This is a genomic window from Actinoplanes sp. NPDC049599, from assembly GCF_044465625.1.
Classification (GTDB): domain Bacteria; phylum Actinomycetota; class Actinomycetes; order Mycobacteriales; family Micromonosporaceae; genus Actinoplanes.
In genome coordinates this window covers 107,847-128,363 of the sequence record NZ_JBITLX010000010.1, presented here as the reverse complement: position 1 = coordinate 128,363, position 20,517 = coordinate 107,847, and the positions used below count along the sequence as shown (strand labels likewise).

The window sequence follows — 20,517 nt, the reverse complement described above, 5'->3', positions numbered from 1 at the left end:
TCGGCGTCGATCTTGGAGGCCTGACATGACGCGCATCCCGGTCTACCTGGACGCCGGCGACCCGATCTGCCGGGCCGGGCTGGCCAGCCAGCTGCGACCGCGGCCCGAGGTGCTGGTGCTCGACGACCCGGAACGCGAGCGGGCCGAGGTCGGCGTGGTCGTCACCGACACCATCGGCGAGGAGGCGATGCGGGCCCTGCGCACGATGCGGTGCGCCGGCATCCACCGGCTGATCGTGGTGGCCGGCCAGATCGACGACACCGATCTGGTGTCGCTCATGGAGGTCGGTGTGGCCGGGTTCGTGCGCCGCGCCGACGCGACCGCCGACCGCCTGGTGACGGTGATCCGGTCGGCGGCGGCCGGCGAGGGCTCGGTGCCGCCGGACCTGCTGGGCCGGCTGCTCGCCCAGGTCGGCAAGCTCCAGCAGCAGGTGCTGGGGCCGCGCGGGCTGACCTTCTCCGGGCTGTCCGACCGCGAGGTGAAGGTGCTCAAGCTGGTCGCCGAGGGCCTGGACACCTCGGAGATCGCCACCTCGCTGTCCTACTCGGAGCGGACGATCAAGAACGTGCTGCACGAGGTGACCAGCCGGCTGCAGCTGCGCAACCGGTCGCACGCCGTGGCGTACGCGCTGCGCAACGGCCTGATCTGACGGGCGTGGACGGTGATTCACGAGGTCGACGAGGCGCTGCGCCGCCTGGTCAAGGAACAGGCGCTGGACGACCCGGACGTGGAGATCGCCTTCGAGGCGCCGACCAAGGACTGGGCGGCCCGGCGCAACGCGCCGACGGTCAACCTCTACCTGTACGACATCCGCGAGGACCTGCGCCGCCGGCAACGCGGCCTGATCAACGAGTACGGCAGCGACGGCACCGTGGCGAACCGGCACATGCCGCCCCGGCACATCAAGCTGTCCTACCTGATCACGGCCTGGACCCAGCGGCCGGAGGACGAGCACCGGCTGCTGTCCAAGCTGCTGCTGCACATCCTGGCGCACGAGGCCGTGCCGACGGACCTGCTCAGCGGCTCGCTGGCCGAGCTGGGGCTGCCGGTGCCGATGACGATCGCGCTGCCGCCGCCGGAGGACCGGGCGTTCGCCGACGTGTGGACCGCGCTCGGCGGCGAGCTCAAGCCCTCGCTGGACGTGGTGGTCTGCGCGCCGGTCGACGCCGGGCGGCGTTTCCCGGCCGGCAAGCCGGCGACCGAGGGCGTCCGGATCACCCTCGGCGACGACGTGCCGCTGGCGCATCACGTGATCCCCGCCGACGAGCCGGGCGAGCAGCCCCGGGTGAGCATCCGCCGCGTCGTGGAGCCCCGGACGTGAGTCGCGAAGGCCCGGACGTGACCAGCCCGCTGGCGGCCGTGCTGGACGGGCTGGCCGCGCTCGAGCGCCGGATCCGGGCCGCGGTCGCCGACCGGCGCAACGGCGACCCGAACCCGGACGACCCGTTCCGCGGGCTGTACCTCTCCGACGAGGTGATCGAGGCGCTGCTGGACGAGCCGCGGATGCCGTTCGCCGCGGCCACCGGCGGGACCCGGCTCGGCGCGCTCGCCCGGGCCGCCCGCCTCACGCCGCTGGACGAGGAGCTGCTGCTGGTGGCCCTCGCGCCGGACGTCGACGGCCGCTTCGAGCAGTTCTACGGCTACCTCAACGACGACGTGACGAAGCGGCGGGCGACCGTGAGCCTGGCCCTGCGGCTGTGCGGGGTCGCCGAGGCGTCCGCGAGCGGGCGGGCCCGGCTGGACGCGGCGGCGCCGCTGGTCCGGTGCTGCCTGCTCACCGTGGACCAGCCGGACCGGCCGCTGCTGTCGCGCACGTTGCGCGTGCCGGACCGGGTGGCGGCCCACCTGCTCGGCGACGACCGGCCCGACCCGGCGCTCACCGAGGTGCTGGCCCGCCCGGACCTCACCGGCATGCCGACGCCGCCGGGCGCCGACCGGCTGGCCCGGGCCGCCGCGGCCGGCGCCGACCTGATCTACCTGCGGGAGCAGCCCGGCGCCAGCGGGCTCGCCACCGGCCTGGCCGGCCTGGCCCTGCTCGACCGGCCGGTGCTGGGCGTGGACGCCGTCCGGCTCACCGCCGCCGCCGAGCGGGCCGAGCTGGCCCGCGCGCTGGTCCGCGAGGCGATCCTCACCGGCGCCGGGCTGGTGCTCGGCCCGATCGGCACCGACGGGCCGGGGCCCTGGCTGGACGCGCTCGCCGAGGTGCCCGCGGTGGTGCTGTTCGGCGCCACCGGCTGGGACCCGTCGTGGAGCCGGCGGTCGGCCCTGCTGCTCGACGCCGCGCCGATGGCCGCCGGACAGCGGGCGGCGCTGTGGCGGGCGGCCCTCGACAAGCGGCCGGCGGTCGCCGCCGACGCGGCGGCGGCCACCGCACACTTCGTGCTGGACCCGGTGCAGGTGCGCCGGGCGGCCGACGCGGCGGCGCTGGACGCGCTCTCCGACGGTGGCACGATCGGCGCGGCCCACCTGCGGCGCGGGGCACGCAGCCAGAACGCGGCCGGGCTGGAGCGGCTGGCCCGCCGGGTGCAGCCCAGCGTTGCCTGGCCGGACCTGGTGCTGCCGCCGGCGGTGCTCGGCCAGCTGCGGGAGTTCGCGGCCCGGGCCCGGCACCGGCACCTGGTGCTCGACGAGTGGCGGATGCGGCCGGGCGGCGGCCGGGGCCGGGGCATCACCGGGCTGTTCGCCGGCGACTCGGGCACCGGCAAGACCATGTCCGCCGAGGTGATCGCGGCCGAGCTGGGCCTGGACCTCTACACGGTGAACCTGGCGACCGTGGTGGACAAGTACGTCGGCGAGACCGAGAAGAACCTCGAACGGATCTTCGCCGAGGCCGCCGGCGTCAACGGGGTGCTGCTGTTCGACGAGGCGGACGCCATCTTCGGCAAGCGCTCCGAGGTCCGCGACGCCCACGACCGGTACGCCAACATCGAGAGCGCGTACCTGCTGCAGCGGATGGAGACCTTCGACGGGCTGGCGATCCTGGCGACGAACCTGCGGGCCAACCTGGACGAGGCGTTCACCCGGCGGCTGGACACCGTGGTGGACTTCCCCACCCCGGACGAGGAGCTGCGCCGGACGCTCTGGGACCGGTGCCTGGGCGGCCTGCTGCCCCGCGACGCCGACGTCGACCTCGGCTTCCTGGCGTCGGCGTTCGAGCTGTCCGGCGGCCACATCCGGTCGGCGGTGGTGACCGCCGCGTACCGCGCCGCCGACGGCAACCGGGCGGTCACCATGGCCGACGTGGTCGCGGCGGTGGCCCGCGAATACCGCAAGCTGGGCCGGCTGTGCCTGGAACGGGAGTTCGGCCCGTACCTGACGCTTGCCCGATAGGGCAGCGGCTCTGCACTCGTGGCGGTGCCCGCGATGCTTCCCCGGGCGGCCGGGCGGCGTGATCCTGGAGCTGTCCGGAAGGGGGCGGTCATGCGCGCGCACGACCACGACAGCTACACCGATGCCGGCCTGCGGCCCCGGGGCGACCGGGCGGACCCGGCCCGCGAGGACCTGACCTACCAGGCGGCGGCGACCGGCCGGCCGGAGACGCTGGGCGCGGCCGGGCTGCTGGATCTGCAGCGCACGGTCGGCAACGCCGGGGTGGGCGCGATGCTCGAGGAGTCGCCGGTGCACGGTGTGGTCGGCGCCGGCGGCGGCGCTCCCCTGGACGCCGACACCCGCGCCGACATGGAGAGCCGGCTCGGCCACGACTTCGGCGACGTCCGGGTGCACACCGACCAGGCCGCGCACGACTCGGCGAAGGCGATGAACGCGCAGGCGTACACGGTCGGGTCGAGCGTGGTGTTCCAGCGCGACCGGTACGACCCGGCGTCGGCCGACGGCAAGCTCATGCTCGCCCACGAGCTGACCCACGTGGTGCAGCAGCGCCACGGGCCGGTGGACGGCACCGACGCCGGCGGCGGGGTGCGGGTGAGCGACCCGTCCGACCGCTTCGAGCGCGCCGCGGTGGCCAACGCCGAACGGGCCATGGCCCAGCCCGCGACGGCCCAGCGCACGGCGGAGCAGCACAGCCCGGCGGCCGGCGGCACGACGGCCGTGCAGCGCGACGCGGCGCCGCCGGAGGAGGAGGAAGCCTCCGCGCAGACCTTCGTCCAGCGCCAGGAGGAGGAGCCGGCCTCGTGACCGGTGCCCGATGGGGCACCGGCGACTGCCTGCACGGGGGCATGGTCCGCCCTGCCGGTCCGGGCGCGCCCGGGACACCGTGGTCCGTGAACTGCGTGGCGGGAGTTGACCATGGCAATCATCTGCGCTCAATGCGGGCACCGGAATCCGGACGGCGCGCGCTTCTGCACCAACCGCGACTGCGGGGCCTTCCTGGCCTGGACCGACCCGAACGCCGGACCGCCGGGCTGGTCGCCGCCCCCGGAGCCGTCCCAGCCGCCGCCCCGGCAGGGTGACGCCACGCGCTGGGGAGCGAGCGTGGACGGCTACAGCGACGTCGCCGCCAGCATCGTGCTGACCGACACGACGCTCGCGGTCATGCCCGGCGAGACCGTGAGCACCACGGTCTCGGTGCACAACGGCGGCGGCCAGGTCGAGCAGTTCGCCCTGACGGTGCTGGGGCCGACGGCCGAGTGGGCCGAGATCGAGCCGGCCGTGCTCGCGGTCTATCCCGACGCCCGCGCCGAAGCCGTGATCCGCTGGTCGCCACCGCGGCAGGCGTCGACCGCGGCGGGCCGGGCCCCGCTGACCGTACGGGCCTCGTCGATCCTGCACCGGGGCCTGCAGGTGCACGCCACCGGCGTGCTGGACGTCAGCGAGTTCCGGGCGCTGACGGCCACCCTGACGCCGCAGACCACCTCCGGCCGCTGGCGCACCAGCCACCGCATCCAGCTCACCAACGAGGGCAACGTCGTCGAGCCGGTCCAGCTCAAGGCGAGCGACCCGGCCGGGCGGATCAGGTTCTCGCTGCCCGCCGGCGAACTGCCGGTCCCGCCCGGATCGCAAAGCGTCGACATGTCGGTGCGCCCGCCGATGCGCTTCTTCGGCCGGCCGGCCAGTCAGCCGTTCCAGGTGCTGGCCACGCCCCGCCCGCCGGTGGCCCCGGTGCGCCTCGACGGCACCCGCGAGATCGTGCCGCTGATCGCCGGCTGGATCCCCAAGGTGGCCACCGGCCTGCTGGCGCTGGGTATCGCGGCGGCCGCCATCCTGATCCTGGCCGACCCGTTCGACCTGAAGGACGCCTCGGGTGACCAGGCCAAGGATCCCCCGGCCGGCGCGTCGGTGGGGGCGGTGCCGAAGGGCGGGGCCAGTGCCGGACAGCCGCCGCCGGGAGGCGGCTCCAAGACCGCCCAGCCGTCGTCGGCGCCGCCCAGCTCGGCGGCCGCGGCGGAGAACAACACGCCGTGGGCCGTCGTCGACGGGGCGGGCACCCTGGTGTCCGCCAGCGGCGCCACCAAGGTCACGCCGCTGGGCACCGGGCGGTTCGAGGTGCTCTTCGGCAGCCCGGTCGACAACTGCGTCTTCCTGGGCACGGTGGCGGCGTCCGGCGGTCAGCCCGTACCGGAGAACGGCCTGGTCTCCACCGCGACCGGCAGCAACCGCAACAGCGTGCTGGTGCAGACCCGCAACCTCGACGGTGCGGCCGCCGCCCACCCGTTCCACCTGCAGGTCCGCTGCGTGGTCGGCGACTCGGTGGTGGTCGCCGGCGGCGAGAAGGTCCGCGGCACCGACGACCCGCGGGTCACCCGCACCGGGGACGGGCTGTACGAGGTCCGCTTCGGACGCCGCACCCGGGACTGCTCGATCGTCGCCGCCATCGGCGACCCGGCCGGCCAGGACCCGCCGGCCGGGCTGGTCAACGTCGGCGCCGGGCAGCAGAACCCGGCGGCCATCCTGGTCGGCACCAAGGGCGGCAACGGGGCGCCCACCGATCTGCCGTTCCATCTGCAGACCCGGTGCTCGGGCCTGTTCGCCGTGGTGACCGCCGACGGCCGGACGCCCAGTGAGTCCCGGCTGCGAGACCTGCGCCGCGGCGACCCGGGCCAGTGGGAAGTCGTGTTCGACCGGGACGTGTCGAAGTGCTCCTACGCCGCCACGCTCGGGGACGCCGACGGCAGTCCCGCCGACCTCGGCGGGGCGGTGTACGCCGCGAGCGGGCCCGAGCCGACCACCGTGCAGGTACAGACCCGCAAGCTCGACCCGGCCGCCGGGGCGCTCGCGCTCGCCGACGCCGCGTTCCACCTCCAGGTGGTGTGCTGACGGGCCTGCCCCAACGGGCACCGCGAGTGCACTCACGTGCGGCCCGACGGCCATGCCGCCCCGCCGCGGACCACGACACGATCGAAGGAACCAGCCCAGACCTGGAGGAGCCATGCCCACCTACCTGTCCCCTGGCGTGTACGTCGAGGAGGTCAGCTCCGGCTCGCGGCCGATCGAAGGGGTCGGTACGGCCGTGGCCGGCTTCATCGGGTTCGCGTCGCAGGGGCCGTTCAACACGCCCACGCTCGTCACCAACTGGAGCCAGTACACCGAGCAGTTCGGCGACTTCGTCGAGGGCTGCTACCTCGCCCACGCGGTGTACGGCTACTTCCTCAACGGCGGCGGCAACTGCTACGTCGTCCGGCTCGGCGGCGCCCGCGACCAGGGCAACGGCAAGTCCGATGTGCCGCAGGCGATGCTCGGGCCGTACCGGGTGGTCGCCAAGGAGACCCGGGCGGGCCGGTCGTCGGCCGAGCTGACCGTCGAGGTGACCGAGCTGCCGCCGCCGGCCGAGGGTGAGCCGCCGCCCCCCGACGACCGGTTCAACCTGGTCGTCAAGCGGGGCGGCCGGGTGGCCGAGACGTTCGACGGCGTGACGGTCAAGCGCGGCAAGGAGAACGTGGTGACCGCGGTCCGCGAACGGTCCAAGCTCATCACGCTGGAGGAGCCGTCGTCCGCGCCGGACACCGTGACCGCCCTGCCGAAGGGCACGGTCGCCCTGCGGGAGTCGCCCGCGGCGCCCGCCACGCCACGCCAGATGGCCACCGAGGACTACGTCGGCGACGCGGGCGAACGTACCGGGGTCGGCGGCCTGGAGGCGATCGACGAGATCACCATGGTGTCGGCGCCGGACCTGATGGGCGCGTACCACCGCGGGATCATCGATCTGGAGTCGGTCAAGGCGGTCCAGCTGGCGATGATCGCCCACTGTGAGCAGATGGGCGACCGGATGGCCGTGCTCGACCCGCCGCCCTCGTTGTCCGCGCAGCAGATGCGCGAGTGGCGCACCGACCTGGCCGGCTACGACACCGCGTACGGCGCGCTGTACTACCCCTGGGTCAAGGTCTTCGACCCGGCCACCGGCACCAACGTCTTCGTCCCGCCCAGCGGCCACGTGGCCGGCGTGTGGGCCCGCAACGACAGCACCCGCGGCGTGCACAAGGCGCCCGCGAACGAGGTCATCCGCGGCGCCATCGCGCTGGAGACCCACCTGACCCGCGGCGAGCAGGAGCTGCTGAACCCGAACGGGGTCAACTGCATCCGCGCGTTCCCGGGCCGCGGGGTGCGGATCTGGGGCGCCCGGACGCTGTCCAGCGACCCGGAGTGGCGCTACCTCAACGTCCGGCGGCTGTTCAACTTCCTCGAGGAGTCGATCCTCAACGGCACCCAGTGGGTCGTGTTCGAGCCCAACGACGACGCGCTGTGGGCCAAGGTCCGCCGCACCATCAGCGCGTTCCTGGTGCTGCAGTGGAACAGCGGCGCGCTGTTCGGCCTGACCCCGACGGAGGCCTTCTTCGTCAAGTGCGACCGGGAGACCAACCCGGCCGAGAGCATCGACGCCGGTCAGGTCATCTGCGAGATCGGCGTCGCGCCGGTGAAGCCGGCCGAGTTCGTCATCTTCCGCCTGGCCCAGATGTCCGGCGGCAACAGCCTGGTCAGCGAGTAGTCGCAGAGGAGGAGACCCAGCCATGGACGAACTCGACAAGGCGGTAGGCCATGCGTTCGGCCTCGAGGTCGACGGCGTCGTCATCAAGCAGATCAACGAGGTCAGCGGTCTGAAGATGGAACAGGACGTCATCGAGCTCAAGCAGAACACCAGCGACGGCAAGTACGTCATCAAGAAGCTGCCCGGCCGGCCCAAGGCGGGCGAGGTGACCCTGACCCGCGGCCTCACCGGCGACAACAGCTTCGAGAAGTGGGTGCAGGCGGCCCAGTTCGGCAAGATGGCGGACGCGCGCAAGGGCGGCGCGATCATCGTGTACGACTACGAGGGCGCGGCGATCAAGCGGTACAAGCTGACCAACGCGTGGCCCAAGAGCCTGGAGATCGGCGCGCTCAAGGCCGGCGACACCAGCGTGCTGACCGAGAAGATCGTCATCACGTACGAGCGCATGGAAGTCGAGTAGCCATGCGGCGCACGATCGCCACCCTGGAACAGGCGGAGTCCCGGCCCGAGGAGCCGGCGGCGCGCCCGGAGCCGCTGCGCACCGAGTTCGCGTTCGAGCTGCCCCGCGGCTACGTCGACGGCTCCGGGGCGGTGCACCGGTCGGGGTCGATGCGGCTGGCCACCGCCCGCGACGAGCTGGTGCCGCTGCGCGACGACCGGGTCCGGGAGAACCCGGCCTACCTGACCGTGGTGCTGCTGGCCCGGGTGATCACCCGGATCGGCCCGGTCACCGACGTGCACGCGGGCATCGTGGAACAGCTCTTCGCCGGCGACCTGGCCTTCCTGCAGGACCTCTACCGGCGGATCAACAGCGAGGGGCACGCCCGCGCGGCGGTCGCGTGCCCGGAGTGCCACCACCGCTTCGCGATCGACCTCGCGGGTGGGCGCCTGGGGGAATCCTGACGTACGCGGCCGGCCGCCTCTACGAGGAGGTCGCGTACGTCGCGTACCACTTCCACTGGCCGCTGGACGACATTCTCGACCTGGAGCACGCCGAACGCCGCCGCTTCGTCGGCGAGATAGCCAAGCTCAACACACGGATCAGCGAGGGAGGGTGAGCAGATGTGGCCCTGGCGGCGGACCGCCGAGCGCGCGGTGGCCGACCCGCCTCCGGTCGTCGTGGCGCGGCGGCGGGAGTGGGCGGACCTGCCGCCGGTGCAGCGTGTCATCGGCGAGCACCCGCTGATCGACCCGCCGGGCCGGTTCGCCGGTGTGCTGGCGTCGTGGCAGAGCCCGGAGTTCCTGGCGCCGCTGGGCCACGTGGTGACACCCGACGAGCCGTCCGGGGTGGTGGAGGCGGTCGCGGTCACGCCGGCACCGGCGCTGCCGGTCGCGGCGAAGAAGCAGGACAGGGGCGGCGCGGCGGCGCGGTTGAGCGCGTTCGTCCAGCGGTGGGCCACGGACCCGGCTCCGGCCGAACCGACGCCGAGGGTCGCCGATCCGCCGCCGGCGGTGATGGACGAGCAGATGCCGCCGGTGGACGGCACGCTGCCGCCGATGGACGGCGCGCTGCCGGAAATGGGCGAGCCTCTGCCGGGAGCGGGCGAGCCTCTGCCGGCGGTGGATGAGCTCTTGCCGGCCGCGGCGATGGACGAGCCGATGCCGGTCGCGGTCGACCCGGCGCCCGTCGTCGAAGTCGGCGGGGCGGAACCGGTGCGTCCGGTGCGCGGTCCGTCCATCGTGGACTCACCGGCGCAGCCGGTCCGTGGCGTGGCGTCCTCGTCGGCGCCGCTGCGGGTCCAGCGCACGGTGCAGCCGTCACCGGTGTCGGTCCAGCGCGCTGCGGACTCACCGCCTGTGGCCCAGCATTCGATCGACTTGCCGCCTGCGGTCCAGCGCGCAGCCGATCCACCGCCTGCGATCCAGCACCCGATCGACTTGCCGCCCGCGGTCCAGCGCGCAGCCGATCCACCGCCTGCGATCCAACACCCGATCGACTTGCCGCCCGCGGTCCAGCGCGCAGCCGATCCACCGCCTGCGATCCAACACCCGATCGATTTGCCGACTGCGGTCCAGCGCTCGATTGATCCGATGCCTGCGGTCCAGCACGCGGCCGACACACCGCCTGCGGCCCGGCAATCGATCGACTTGCCGACTGCGGTCCAGCGCTCGATTGACCCGCCACCGGTTCGGCGCGTCGCCGCCCCGACTCCTTCGGTCCAGCGCGCGATCGGCCCTCCCCCGGTCCGGCACGCCGCAGAGCCGCCGTCGGTCCAGCACGCGATCAACACACCGCCGACGGTCCAGCACGCGATCGACACGCCGCTGTCGGTCCAGCGCACGCCAGACACGCCGCCGTCTGTCCGGCGCGCGGCCGATCCGCCGCTGCCTGTCCGGCACGCCCTCGACCCAGCGCCGCCGGTGCAACACGCCGCGGACCCGCCACCAACGACCAAGGAGGCTGTCGAGCCGACGCCGACGGCCCAGCGAGCGGTCGAGCCGCCGCCGGCCGAACACGGCGCGGACCCGCCGCCACCGGCCCGGCACCAGGTCGAGCCGACGCCGACGGTCCAGCGAGCGGTCGAACCGGCCCCGCACGCCGTGGAGATGCCGCCGATAGTGCACCGCGGCCTGCGGCCACCATCGCTGGTCCAGCGCGCGGCCGACACCCCGGCGCCCGCTCCGCTCCCCGTGCGTCACGAGCGGTCGGCCGTGCAGCTCAGCATCCTCGGGGACGCGCCGGCACCGCGACGGCTGGGCCTCGGCGCGCCGATCGTGCCACCGACCGCCGCTCCGGCCCCGCCGGCCCTGCCGACCCGCGCGGCAATACCGTCCACCCCCGATGCCCCGTCCGTGCATCACGGAGAGGTGCGGAGCGCACCCGACGCATCGCCGGTCAGGACCGATCCCGCACCTACCGGCGGCTCCACCGACGCCCTGCCTCCCGCGCCGGGCGCCCTACCGCTGGTGGTCTCCCGGGTGACCCCGGAGCCCCCCAGGGCGCCGCTCGTGGTGGCACGCCTGCTCGCCGACCGCCCGCTGCAGCGCACCTACGCCCCCTCCACCAACGGTGCCGCCTCCTCGGCCGTCACGGGACCCGGTCGAGCAGCGGCGCCGTTGGTGGAGGCGATCCCGGCCCTCCAGCGGTTCGACAGCCCGCCCCGGCCCGTCGCGACCCCTGGCCTGCCGGCGTTCGCGTCCTGGTCCGAGCCCGCGCCGGATGTGCCGCTCGTGCCCGCCGTGCCCCCGGTGCGGTCGGCCGGACCGGATCGCGCGGCGCTGCCGGTGATGCGGGCGACGGCCGATCCGGCGCCGCCCGATCCCGGGTCCGGCGGAGCTACCACCGTGGACATCCCGGCCGCGGCGACGCCCGCCGCGCCGGCCGCCGACCGGCCGGGCGAGGGCGCGCCGGCGACCGCCACCTCGAGCCCGCCGCCGCTGCCCGCCCCGGGCCCGGTCGCGCCGGAGGAACTGCTCAAGACCCTGTTCGAGCCGCTCTACCGGCGGCTGCGGGCCGAGCTGCGCAAGGACCGGGACCGCCGCGGCCTGATCACCGACCTGCGGCGCTGAGCCGCCCGGAAACCTGAGCCGTCCGAGAAAGGGAGAGCCGCCATGACCGACATCGACGAGGCGGTGGCCGTCTGTTTTGTCGTCAGCATCGACGACGAGAACCTCGGCGCCTTCAACAGTTGTGACGGTCTGGGCTGCGAGGTCGTCATGGAACAGCGCGAGGAGGGCGGCAGCAACGGCGTGGTCTGGCAGCTGCCGACCCGGATGAAGTACTCCAACGTCAAGCTGTCCCGGCCGGTGACCAGCGCCAGCGCGCGGATCCTGCGGTACTTCACCGAGATGGCGAGCGGCGTCAAGCGCCGGACCGCCACCATCGAGGCGCGCACCCAGGAGGGCACGGTCATCGCCCGGTGGGCGCTGACCGGGGTGATCCCGGTGCGCTGGACCGGCCCGCAGCTCAGCGCCGACTCCCCCAAGGTGGCCACCGAGACCCTCGAGCTGGCCCACCACGGCTTCCTGGCGCCCGGCGCCGGTGCCTGAGGCGGCCGCCATGACCTCACCCGTGACGTTCACCGCGGCCGGCGCCGCGCCGCCGTCGGCCGGTGCGCCGGCCAGCCTCCAGCACGCCTACCTGGAGCTGCGGGAGCCGCCCGCGGACGGCAGCACCGCGGCGCCCAGCGGGGTGCGGATCGGGCGGATCGACTTCCAGTTCAACCCCAAGGAGCTGAGCCTGACCAAGAACGCCAAGTGGTCGCGGGAGAACCAGCGCAGCGCCTCGAAGAGCGGGCCCGTGCAGTTCACCGGCTCGGACCCGAGCAAGCTGACGCTGGAGATGTTCTTCGACGCCACCGACACCATGGACGACCGGGTGCCCAAGGTGGTCGACCAGCTCTTCGCCTGTTGCGTGCCGACGGACAAGAGCCGGCAGGCGAAGAAGGCGTCGCCGCCGTGGGTCATCTTCCGCTGGGGCGGGATGACCGGCTTCCCCGGCTTCGTCAGCAGCGTGACCGCCAAGTACACGCTGTTCACCCCGAGCGGCAACCCGGTCCGTGCGGTGTGCACCGTGACGCTGGAGGAGATCTCCGGCGAGCGCGGCGGGCAGAACCCGACCTCCGGGGCGCTGGCGGCCCGGGACGCGCACGTCCTGGTGGCCGGCGACACCCTGCCCTCGGTGGCCTTCGCCGCGTACGGCGACCCGAACCTGTGGCGGGCCGTGGCCGAGGCGAACGGGATCGACGACCCGATGCGGCTGCGCGCCGGCACCCGGCTGCTGCTGCCGGCCCTGGACGAGCTCGAGGCGGAGGGCTTCGGCCATGGCCAATGAGAGCTTCGCCAACACCCTGGTCGTCGAGCTGGACGGCGCCCCGCTCGCCGCCGACGTGATGTCGCTGCTGACCCAGGCCTACGTCGACGACAGCCTGCATCTGCCGGACCTGTGCGTGCTGCGGTTCCGGGACCCGGAGCAGCTGGTGCTCGCCAAGGCCAAGGTCAAGGTCGGCTCGGTGCTCACGGTCAAGGTGCAGACCGCCGAGCCGGGGCCGCCGCAGCCGCTGATGATCGGCGAGGTGACCGCCCTGGAGGTGGACATCGACCCGGTCGGCACGTTCACCGAGGTCCGCGCCCTGGACCGGGCGCATCGGCTGTTCCGGGGACGCCGGGTGGCCGCGTACCCGAACATGTCCATCCCGGACGTGGTCCGCAAGGTCACCGAGCGGGCCGGGCTCAAGCCGGGCCGGATCGAGGCCGGCGCGGGCGCCGGCGGGCAGACCGACGCCCAGCTGAGCCAGGACAACGTCAGCGACTGGGAGTTCCTCAGCCGGCTGGCCTACCTGGTCGGCGCCCGGCTCACCGTGGTCGACAGCACGCTGGACTTCCGCGTGCCGGATCCGCCCACCGGGGCGCCGCCGACCACCGTCGCGGCCACCCGGGACCCGCTGGTGCTGGAGGTCAACCGCAACCTCGTCTCGCTGCGGGCCTGCCTGAGCGCGGCGGAGCAGGTGCCCGAGGTGGAGGCGCGGGGGTGGAACGCCGACCAGAAGCAGGAACTGACCGCGACCGCCGTACCGCGGGTGCCCGGCACCGAGGTCGCCGGCCTGGACCCGGTGGCGATGGCCCGGACCTTCGGCAGCCCGCCGCTGCTGGCCGCCGGCGCGGCGTACCACAACCACGGCGAGGTCAAGGCCGCCGCGCAGGCCCTCGCCGACCAGCTCGGCGGCGCCTGCGCCGAGCTCGACGGCGTGGCCAAGGGCAACCCCAGACTGCGCGCCGGTACGGCCGTGACCCTCGCCGGCCTGGGCGAGCCGTTCGCCGGCAAGTACACCCTGACCAGCACCCGCCACCAGTTCGGCGACCAGGCCGGCTACACCACCGCGTTCACCGTCTCCGGCCGCCAGGAGCGCACCCTGTACGGCCTGGTCACCGGCGGCACCGAGGCCACCACGCCCCGGGTGGGCGGCGGGCTGGTGCCGGCCATCGTCAGCGACGTCCGCGACCCGCTCAAGTCCGGCCGGGTCCGGGTGACGTTCCCGTGGCTGTCCAAGGACTTCACCAGCGGCTGGGCCCGCACCGTGCACGCCGGCGCCGGCCGCGACCGGGGCTTCTACGTGCTGCCGGAGGTCGGCGACGAGGTGCTCGTCGGGTTCGCCGGCGGTGACCTGGACACCCCGTACGTGCTCGGCGGGCTCTACAACGGCAAGGACAACCCGCCGTCGGTGTCGGTGCCGGCCATCGACGACGCCAGCGGGGAGATCGGCGTACGGGCGTTCGTCAGCCGCACCGGGCACCGGCTGGAGCTGGTCGACTCGCCGCGCGGCGACGCCGTGCTGCTCAGCACCGGCACCGGCAAGCTGCTGCTCAAGCTGGACGGCGCCAAGAACACCGTGGAGCTGACCAGCGCCGGCCCGGTGAAGATCAGCGGGATGGGCGTCACCGTGGACGCCGGCGCGGGGCTGCTCGACCTCAAGGGCGCGCAGGTGAAGATCGCCGGCCAGACCACGGCGGAGCTGACCGCGAGCGGCGCGCTGACTGTGCGCGGCGGCATCGTCCGGATCAACTAGAGGGGGTTGGCCCATGCCACCGGCGGCCAGAGTCGGCGATCCCACCGGGCACCCGGGCGTGCTGGCGCCGCCGGGCGTGCCCACCGTGCTCATCGGCGGGTTGCCCGCGACCACCGTGGGCGGCCTGCACACGTGCTCGTTCCCGCCGCCGGCCGTGCACCCGCCCACCCCGATCGTCCCGCCGGGCTGCCCCACCGTGCTGATCGGCGGCCGGCCCGCGGCCCGGATGGGCGACCTGGCCGCCTGTGGCGCGCCCATCGTGGCCGGCTGCATGACCGTGCTGATCGGGGGCTGAGATGCGCGAGGAGTTCATCGGCGCCGGCTGGGCGTTCCCGGTGCACACCGACGTCACCGGCTCGATCGCGCTGGTCGCCGGCGAGCGCGAGGTGATCGAGAGCATCCAGCTGATCCTGGCCACCGCGCCCGGCGAGCGGCCGATGCGCCCGGAGTTCGGATGCGCCATCCACGACCTGGTGTTCGCCTCGGCGGACGCGGCCACCGCCGGGCAGATCGCGTACGAGGTGCGGCTGGCCCTGGACCGCTGGGAGCCGCGGATCGCGGTCTCCGACGTGGTGGTCTCCTTCGACCGGGCCGACCGCGGCACCCTGCTGATCGAGATCCGCTACGCCATCCGCGGCGACAACGACCCGCGCAACCTGGTCTTCCCCTTCTACGTCATCCCCGCCCACGAGGGCGGCGACGGCGCTATCGAGCAGGACGGTGTCTGATGTCGCTGCCGGCCCCCAACCTCGACGACCGCCGCTTCCAGGACCTCGTGGACGAGGCGAAACGCCTGGTCCAGCGGAACTGCCCGGAGTGGACCGACCACAACGTCTCCGACCCGGGGGTGACGCTGATCGAGACCTTCGCGATGATGGTCGACCAGCTCATCTACCGGCTCAACCGGGTGCCCGACCTGCACTACCTGCGGTTCCTGGAGCTGATCGGGCTGCGGCTGTTCCCGCCGACCGCGGCCCGGTGCGACGTCACGTTCTGGCTGTCCGCCGCGCGTGACGCCGCGGTGACGGTGCCGGCGGGCGCCGAGGTGGCGTGCGTGCAGGCCGAGGCCGAGGAGCCGGTGGTCTTCCACACCCGCGACGACCTGTTCATCGTGCCCTGCTCGCTGTCGCGGATCATGACGTGGAGCGCCGGCGGGCAGCCGTTCGACCGCACCGAGGACCTGCGCGGCGGGGCCGGGGTGGAGTGCTTCGCGCAGCCGCCCGGGATCGGCGACGCGGTCCTGTTCGGGTTGTCGGCCGCGGTGCCGCGGTGCGCGGTGCTGCTGCGGCTGGACTGCCCGGTACGCGGTGTCGGCGTCCGCCCGGACGATCCGCCGCTGCAGTGGGAGGCGTGGACCGGCACCGAGTGGGCGCCGTGCGAGGTGGACCGGGACGACACCGGCGGCCTGAACAAGCCCGGCGACGTGGTGCTGCACGTGCCGCCGTCCCACGTGGTGTCGCTGATCGGCCGGCACCGCGCGGGCTGGCTGCGCTGCCGGACCGTCGAGCCGCGCCCCAAGCAGGCGTACTACACCAACACCCCGGGCATCACCGGGGTGACCGCGGCGACCATCGGTGGGACGATCGGCGCCGAGCACTCCGACACGGTGGAGCACGAGGTGGTGGGCCTCTCCGAGGGCGTACCGGGGCAGCGGTTCCGGCTGCAGCGCCGCCCGGTGGCGGCCACCGGCGACCTGATCGTCGAGGTGGCCGGCGGCAACGACTGGGAGCAGTGGCACGAGGTGCAGACGTTCGCCGCCTCGGGCCCCGGCGACCCGCACTTCATGGTCGACCGGGTGCAGGGCGAGGTGGTGTTCGGCCCGGCGACCCGCGAGCCGGACGGCACCCTGCGCTACTACGGCAAGGTGCCGCCGAAGGCCGCGCCGATCCGGGTCCCGCTGTATCGCACCGGCGGCGGCAAGCGCGGCAACGTGGCCCGCAACGTGCTGCGGATCCAGCGCGACCCGGTGCCGTTCGTGACCAGCGTGACGAACCGGCGCGCGGGCAGCGGCGGCGTCGACGGCGAGTCGGTGGCCGACGCCGCGCTGCGCGGGCCGCTGCTGCTGCGCACCCGGGACCGGGCGGTGACGGTCGACGACTACGAGTACCTCGCCCGGGAGGCCGCGCCCGACGTGGCCCGGGTCAAGTGCGTGCCGGTGCCGGACCAGCCCGGCGCGGTCCGGCTGCTGGTCGTGCCGAAGGTGTCCGAGGCGCTGGACCCGGCCCTGGCCGAGCCGCAGCCGAGCGACGACACACTGGCCCGGATCGCCGACTACCTGGCGGAACGGCGGTGCCTGGGCGCCCGCGTCATGGTGGAGCCGCCCTACTACCTGGGCGTCACCGTGGTGGCCCAGCTGCACGCGCGGACCCGCACCACCCGCGACACGCTGCTCTCCCGCGCGACCGAGGCGCTCTACGGCTACCTCAACCCGGTCGTCGGCGGCCCGGACGGCACCGGCTGGCCGTTCGGCCGCCCGGTGCAGTCCGGCGAGATCTTCGCGGTGCTCCAGCGGCTGCCCGGCGTCGACCTGGTCGAGGACGTCCAGCTGTACGAGGCACGCGCCCGCACCTCACCCGACGTGCGCCCGGTGCAGCGCATCGACCTGCCACCGCACGGCCTGGTGATCTCGCGCGGTCACCAGATCCGGATCACCGAGGGATGACCATGCGTACCGGACTCGACCAGGCGCCGACCGCGCACCCGATCGGCCAGACCCTGCCGGCGGTCTACCAGGAACACCAGTTCGTACTGCAGCTCACCGAGGCGCTCGACGAGGTGCTCGCCCCGGCGCTGCTGACCCTGGACAGCTTCGCGGCCTACCTCGACCCGCACGTGGCCCCGGAGGACTTCCTGGACTGGCTGGCCGGCTGGGTCGCGTACCCGCTGGACGACACCTGGCCGCTGGCGCAGCGACGGGCGCTGGTGGCCGAGGCGGTGCAGCTGCACCGCTGGCGCGGCACCCGGCGCGGGCTGGCCAAGCACGTCGAGCTGCTCACCGGCGGCACGGTCGAGGTGGCGGACAACGGCGGCTGTGGCTGGTCGCCGCACCCGGACTCGGCGCTGCCCGGCACCCCGGTGCCCCGGATCGAGGTGACGGTGCGGACCCGCCCGGGCACCACGGTCGACCCGGCCCGGATCCGGACGCTGATCGTGGACTCGCTGCCGGCACACGTGCCGGTGACGGTGCGCGCGGAGACCGTCGCGGTGGGCCGCGCCCGGGTGCACCGGGATCAGTGAGCGGCCTGCGGGGCGATGCCCAGCTCGGCGAGGACCTCGGCGTACCGGCCGCGGGCCCGCTGGGCGGCGCCCACGTCGCCGTTGCGCTCGTACGCCGCGACCAGCACCCGCCAGCCCTCGTCGTGGTAGCGGTCGATGGCCAGGCAGCGCTCGGCCGCCACGGTGGCCGGCACCGCCTCGCCCGCGTCCAGCTCGTACGCGGCGAGCTGGGCGGCCGCGATGGCCACCGCGGTGCGCAGCACGTCGCGTTCGCGGACGACCCATTCCTCCGTACCGTCCTGGGGTAGCAGGTCGCCGCCGTAGGCGCCGACGGCCGCCCGCAGGGCCCGCACCGCGCCCGGATGGTCTCCGCCCAGCTGCCGGCGGCGCGCGGCGTCGAGCGCGGCGCGCACCTCCGTCACGTCGCAGGACGACGGCGGCGGCAGCGCCAGCCGGTAGCCGTCGCCCTCGCGCACCAGCAGCCGGGCCTGCCCGCGCGGGGACTGCGGCTCCAGCAGCTTGCGCAGGCTGGACACGGCGACGTGCAGGTTGTGCGCCGCGGTGGTCGGCGACAGGTCCGGCCACAGCGCCTCGACGAGCACGTCGCGGTGCACGGCGGTGCCGGCGTTCATCGCCAGCAGCCGCAGCAGGCTGCGCACCCGGGGCTTGACGGTGGACGGGTCCACCGGCAGCCCGGCCAGTTCGACGCTGAAACCGCCGAGGCAGCGCACCGCGATCGGCGGCGGCCCGCCGGCTTCCGGGCGCGGCGGCTCGGTGGCCTCCAGCCACGCCGCGGTCAGCGTGGCGGGCAGGCCGCACTCCGCGGCGAAGCTCCGGGCCCGCGCCGCCGAGCCCGGCGGGCACCCCGGCACCCCGGCCACCGCGGCCAGCGCGAGCGCCCGCGCGCCCGGCACCCCGGCCGACCGGGCCACCGCGGCGGCCTGCCCGGCCAGCAGCTCGGCGTCCGGCAGCTCCGCGGCGGTCGCGGCCAGCGCGTGCAGGGCCTGCAGCCAGGCGACCAGGACGGCGGCGTCCAGCCGCCGGCAGCGCTGCACCAGCTCGGCGGTCTCGGCCGGATCGGCGGCGCCGGCGTGCGGCAGCCACGCCAGCCCGGCGGCGATGACCTCACCCCAGGCGTCACCCTCGCGCGCGCACTCCTCCGCGATCGCCCGGGCCGCCTTCGCCCCCTGCTCGGTGCCGTCGACCGCGACGGCGGCGCGGGCCATCCGCGCCAGCCACGGCGCCTCGTGCTCGGCCTCCAGCGCGACCTGCGCCAGCGCAGCCGGGCCGGCCGGCGCCCGGGTGGCGACCTGCGCCGCGCCGTGCAGCAGCCGCAGGGCCATGCCGAGGACCCCGGGCACGTCCGCGTCCGGGTCGGCCAGCTCCCGGCGCACCCCGAGCAGGTCGCCGGCGAGGGCCAGGGCGACCGCCCGCACCAGCCGGCCGACGGGACCGGTCAGCTCGTCGGCCCGCCCGGCGACCATCGCCGGGTGTCCCTGGGTGGCCGCCCGCAGCCAGTTCGGCCACGGCCCCTGCGCCCGCTGCGGCCCGGGCAGCCAGACGTTCGCCCGGGCCAGCGCCTGCTGGCAGTGCGCCCGCCCGTCGGCGTCGGTGAACCGCCCCTGGGCGTGCCGGAACGACTCGATGGCGGCAGCGAGCCGGCCCCGGCTGAACCGGTGCCGGCCCTCGGCGAGCATCAGCCACGGGTCCTCGGCGACCAGCCAGGCGGGCAGCACGTCCCGCCACGGCTCCACGCCGTCCGCGATCAGGCTCGCGCCCAGCTCCCCCAGCAGCCGGCGCACGCTCGACCAGCGGCCGGCGCGGGCGTAGGACCGGGTGGCCTCGGCGTACGCGTGCTCGCGTTCCAGGATCTGCGCCGCCCGGACGTGCCACTGCCGGGCGCCGTCGTCGCCGAGGTCGTCGACCAGCGTCGCGGCCAGGTGCGACCGGAGCACCTCGTGATAGCGGTAGGTCCAGCCGCCGTCGGCGCTGGTGGTGAAGGCCTGGAGGCGTTCCAGCTCGGCCAGGATCAGGTGGCTGTCGTGCTGGCCGAGCAGCTCGTCGCAGCGCGGGCCGGTGAGCGTGTCGAAGACCCCGGTGCGGATGAGGAAGGAATGCAGGTGGCCGGGCAGGTCGGCGAGCACCGTACGGGCCAGGTAGGCGCGGCAGAGCGACGCCCGCCCGTCGAGCGCGGCCACGGCGGCCCGCCGTTCGGCCAGCGGGCGGCCGCGGGTCGACAGGTGGAACAGGTGCAGGCCGGCGGGCCAGCCACCGACCCGCCGGGACAGCGCGGCGATGTCGCTGGGCGGCAGCGGCTCCCGGTAGACGTCGCGGAGCAACTCCTCGGCTTCCCAGGCACGGAAGCGCATCTTGTCCGGTCCGATGGTCAGCAGCCCGGTCAGCTCGTGCCGGGCGGTGTTGACCCCGGGCATCCGCCGCCCGGCGAGCACGGTGTGCAGGTGCGGTGGGGCGGCGACGAGCATCCGTTCCACGGCCCGCTCACCGTCGGAACCCTCCAGCCATTGCGCGTCGTCGATCACCAGCAGGGTGTCCTGGCGCAGCACGGCACCCAGATCCTCGGCGAACTCGGCGAGATCGTGGGCCCGCCGGGCCGGTGGCAGCGCGACGGGACAGGCCCGGCGCAGGCGGCGGCCCAGCGTCGCGGGGTCGGTGTCGCCGGGATCGGCGGTGATCCAGACGACGGCGCCGTCGAAGGCATGGGCGTAGTGGGCGAGCAGCGTCGTCTTGCCGAACCCGGCCGGTGCGACGATGAGCGCGAGGGGGGACTGACGGAGCGGGGTGAGCTCCATCAGCAGGCGAGATCGCACCAGCCCGGTGGCGCCGGTGTATCGGTACGTCGGCACGTCATCACCGCTTTGGTGGGCGGAGTCATGGGCAGGTCGTTCCACCGACCAG

Annotated in this window: 18 protein-coding genes; 17 read left to right on the top strand and 1 reads right to left on the bottom strand. The window is 74.7% G+C overall.

Translation table 11 applies throughout. From position 1 onward, the window contains the following. Positions 1–25: 25 nt before the first annotated feature. The 17 genes from ACIBQZ_RS19985 (at position 26) to ACIBQZ_RS19905 (ending at position 17,622) form a co-directional block, all read left to right on the top strand. Positions 26–649, top strand: coding sequence for a response regulator transcription factor (locus tag ACIBQZ_RS19985; protein WP_396090211.1), 624 nt, complete (start codon positions 26–28; stop codon positions 647–649). Between the two features lie 12 nt (positions 650–661). Then, complete coding sequence (locus ACIBQZ_RS19980; RefSeq protein WP_396090210.1) at positions 662–1,321, top strand: DUF4255 domain-containing protein; 660 nt, start codon at positions 662–664, stop codon at positions 1,319–1,321. Next, a complete protein-coding gene (locus ACIBQZ_RS19975) occupies positions 1,318–3,330 on the top strand; it encodes an ATP-binding protein (protein ID WP_396090209.1) in 2,013 nt (670 codons plus the stop codon). The genes ACIBQZ_RS19980 and ACIBQZ_RS19975 overlap by 4 nt, the downstream gene beginning before the upstream one ends. 90 nt (positions 3,331–3,420) lie before the next feature. Next, on the top strand, positions 3,421–4,134 hold the full coding sequence (locus ACIBQZ_RS19970) for a DUF4157 domain-containing protein (RefSeq protein ID WP_396090208.1): 714 nt from the start codon (positions 3,421–3,423) through the stop codon (positions 4,132–4,134). A 111-nt stretch (positions 4,135–4,245) separates the two neighbouring features. Further along, positions 4,246–6,213, top strand: coding sequence for a hypothetical protein (locus ACIBQZ_RS19965; protein ID WP_396090207.1), 1,968 nt, complete (start codon positions 4,246–4,248; stop codon positions 6,211–6,213). A 112-nt stretch (positions 6,214–6,325) separates the two neighbouring features. Beyond that, positions 6,326–7,879 carry a phage tail sheath family protein gene (locus ACIBQZ_RS19960; protein WP_396090206.1) on the top strand — a complete coding sequence of 518 codons (1,554 nt, stop codon included), beginning with the start codon at positions 6,326–6,328 and terminating at the stop codon, positions 7,877–7,879. A gap of 22 nt (positions 7,880–7,901) precedes the next feature. After that, positions 7,902–8,339: a phage tail protein gene (locus ACIBQZ_RS19955; RefSeq protein WP_396090205.1), complete on the top strand. Its 438-nt coding sequence runs from the start codon at positions 7,902–7,904 to the stop codon at positions 8,337–8,339. 2 nt (positions 8,340–8,341) lie between these two features. After that, positions 8,342–8,782 (top strand): hypothetical protein, encoded by a 441-nt coding sequence (locus ACIBQZ_RS19950; RefSeq protein WP_396090204.1) that lies wholly within the window; start codon positions 8,342–8,344, stop codon positions 8,780–8,782. Continuing rightward, positions 8,719–8,937, top strand: coding sequence for a DUF6760 family protein (locus ACIBQZ_RS19945; RefSeq protein ID WP_396090203.1), 219 nt, complete (start codon positions 8,719–8,721; stop codon positions 8,935–8,937). Before ACIBQZ_RS19950 ends, ACIBQZ_RS19945 begins: the two co-directional genes overlap by 64 nt. Before the next feature lie 4 nt (positions 8,938–8,941). Then, positions 8,942–11,389, top strand: a complete 2,448-nt coding sequence (locus tag ACIBQZ_RS19940) for a hypothetical protein (RefSeq protein ID WP_396090202.1) — start codon at positions 8,942–8,944, stop codon at positions 11,387–11,389. Positions 11,390–11,431: 42 nt separating this feature from the next. After that, the gene (locus tag ACIBQZ_RS19935) at positions 11,432–11,869 is read left to right on the top strand and encodes a phage tail protein (RefSeq protein ID WP_396090201.1); all 438 of its coding nucleotides are present in this window, start codon (positions 11,432–11,434) and stop codon (positions 11,867–11,869) included. 10 nt (positions 11,870–11,879) lie between these two features. Further along, positions 11,880–12,653 (top strand): peptidase M23, encoded by a 774-nt coding sequence (locus tag ACIBQZ_RS19930; protein WP_396090200.1) that lies wholly within the window; start codon positions 11,880–11,882, stop codon positions 12,651–12,653. Continuing rightward, a complete protein-coding gene (locus ACIBQZ_RS19925; RefSeq protein WP_396090199.1) occupies positions 12,643–14,385 on the top strand; it encodes a VgrG-related protein in 1,743 nt (580 codons plus the stop codon). The genes ACIBQZ_RS19930 and ACIBQZ_RS19925 overlap by 11 nt, the downstream gene beginning before the upstream one ends. Positions 14,386–14,398: 13 nt before the next feature. Further along, the gene (locus tag ACIBQZ_RS19920) at positions 14,399–14,680 is read left to right on the top strand and encodes a PAAR domain-containing protein (RefSeq protein WP_396090198.1); all 282 of its coding nucleotides are present in this window, start codon (positions 14,399–14,401) and stop codon (positions 14,678–14,680) included. A 1-nt stretch (position 14,681) separates the two neighbouring features. Continuing rightward, the gene (locus ACIBQZ_RS19915) at positions 14,682–15,113 is read left to right on the top strand and encodes a GPW/gp25 family protein (RefSeq protein WP_396090197.1); all 432 of its coding nucleotides are present in this window, start codon (positions 14,682–14,684) and stop codon (positions 15,111–15,113) included. Next, positions 15,113–17,047, top strand: coding sequence for a putative baseplate assembly protein (locus ACIBQZ_RS19910; RefSeq protein WP_396090196.1), 1,935 nt, complete (start codon positions 15,113–15,115; stop codon positions 17,045–17,047). The genes ACIBQZ_RS19915 and ACIBQZ_RS19910 overlap by 1 nt, the downstream gene beginning before the upstream one ends. Before the next feature lie 2 nt (positions 17,048–17,049). Continuing rightward, the gene (locus tag ACIBQZ_RS19905; RefSeq protein WP_396090195.1) at positions 17,050–17,622 is read left to right on the top strand and encodes a phage tail protein; all 573 of its coding nucleotides are present in this window, start codon (positions 17,050–17,052) and stop codon (positions 17,620–17,622) included. On the opposite strand, the gene ACIBQZ_RS19900 is transcribed toward ACIBQZ_RS19905, so the two are convergent. Then, positions 17,616–20,465 carry a winged helix-turn-helix domain-containing protein gene (locus tag ACIBQZ_RS19900; protein WP_396090194.1) on the bottom strand — a complete coding sequence of 950 codons (2,850 nt, stop codon included), beginning with the start codon at positions 20,463–20,465 and terminating at the stop codon, positions 17,616–17,618. The genes ACIBQZ_RS19905 and ACIBQZ_RS19900 overlap by 7 nt on opposite strands. Positions 20,466–20,517: the final 52 nt, after the last annotated feature.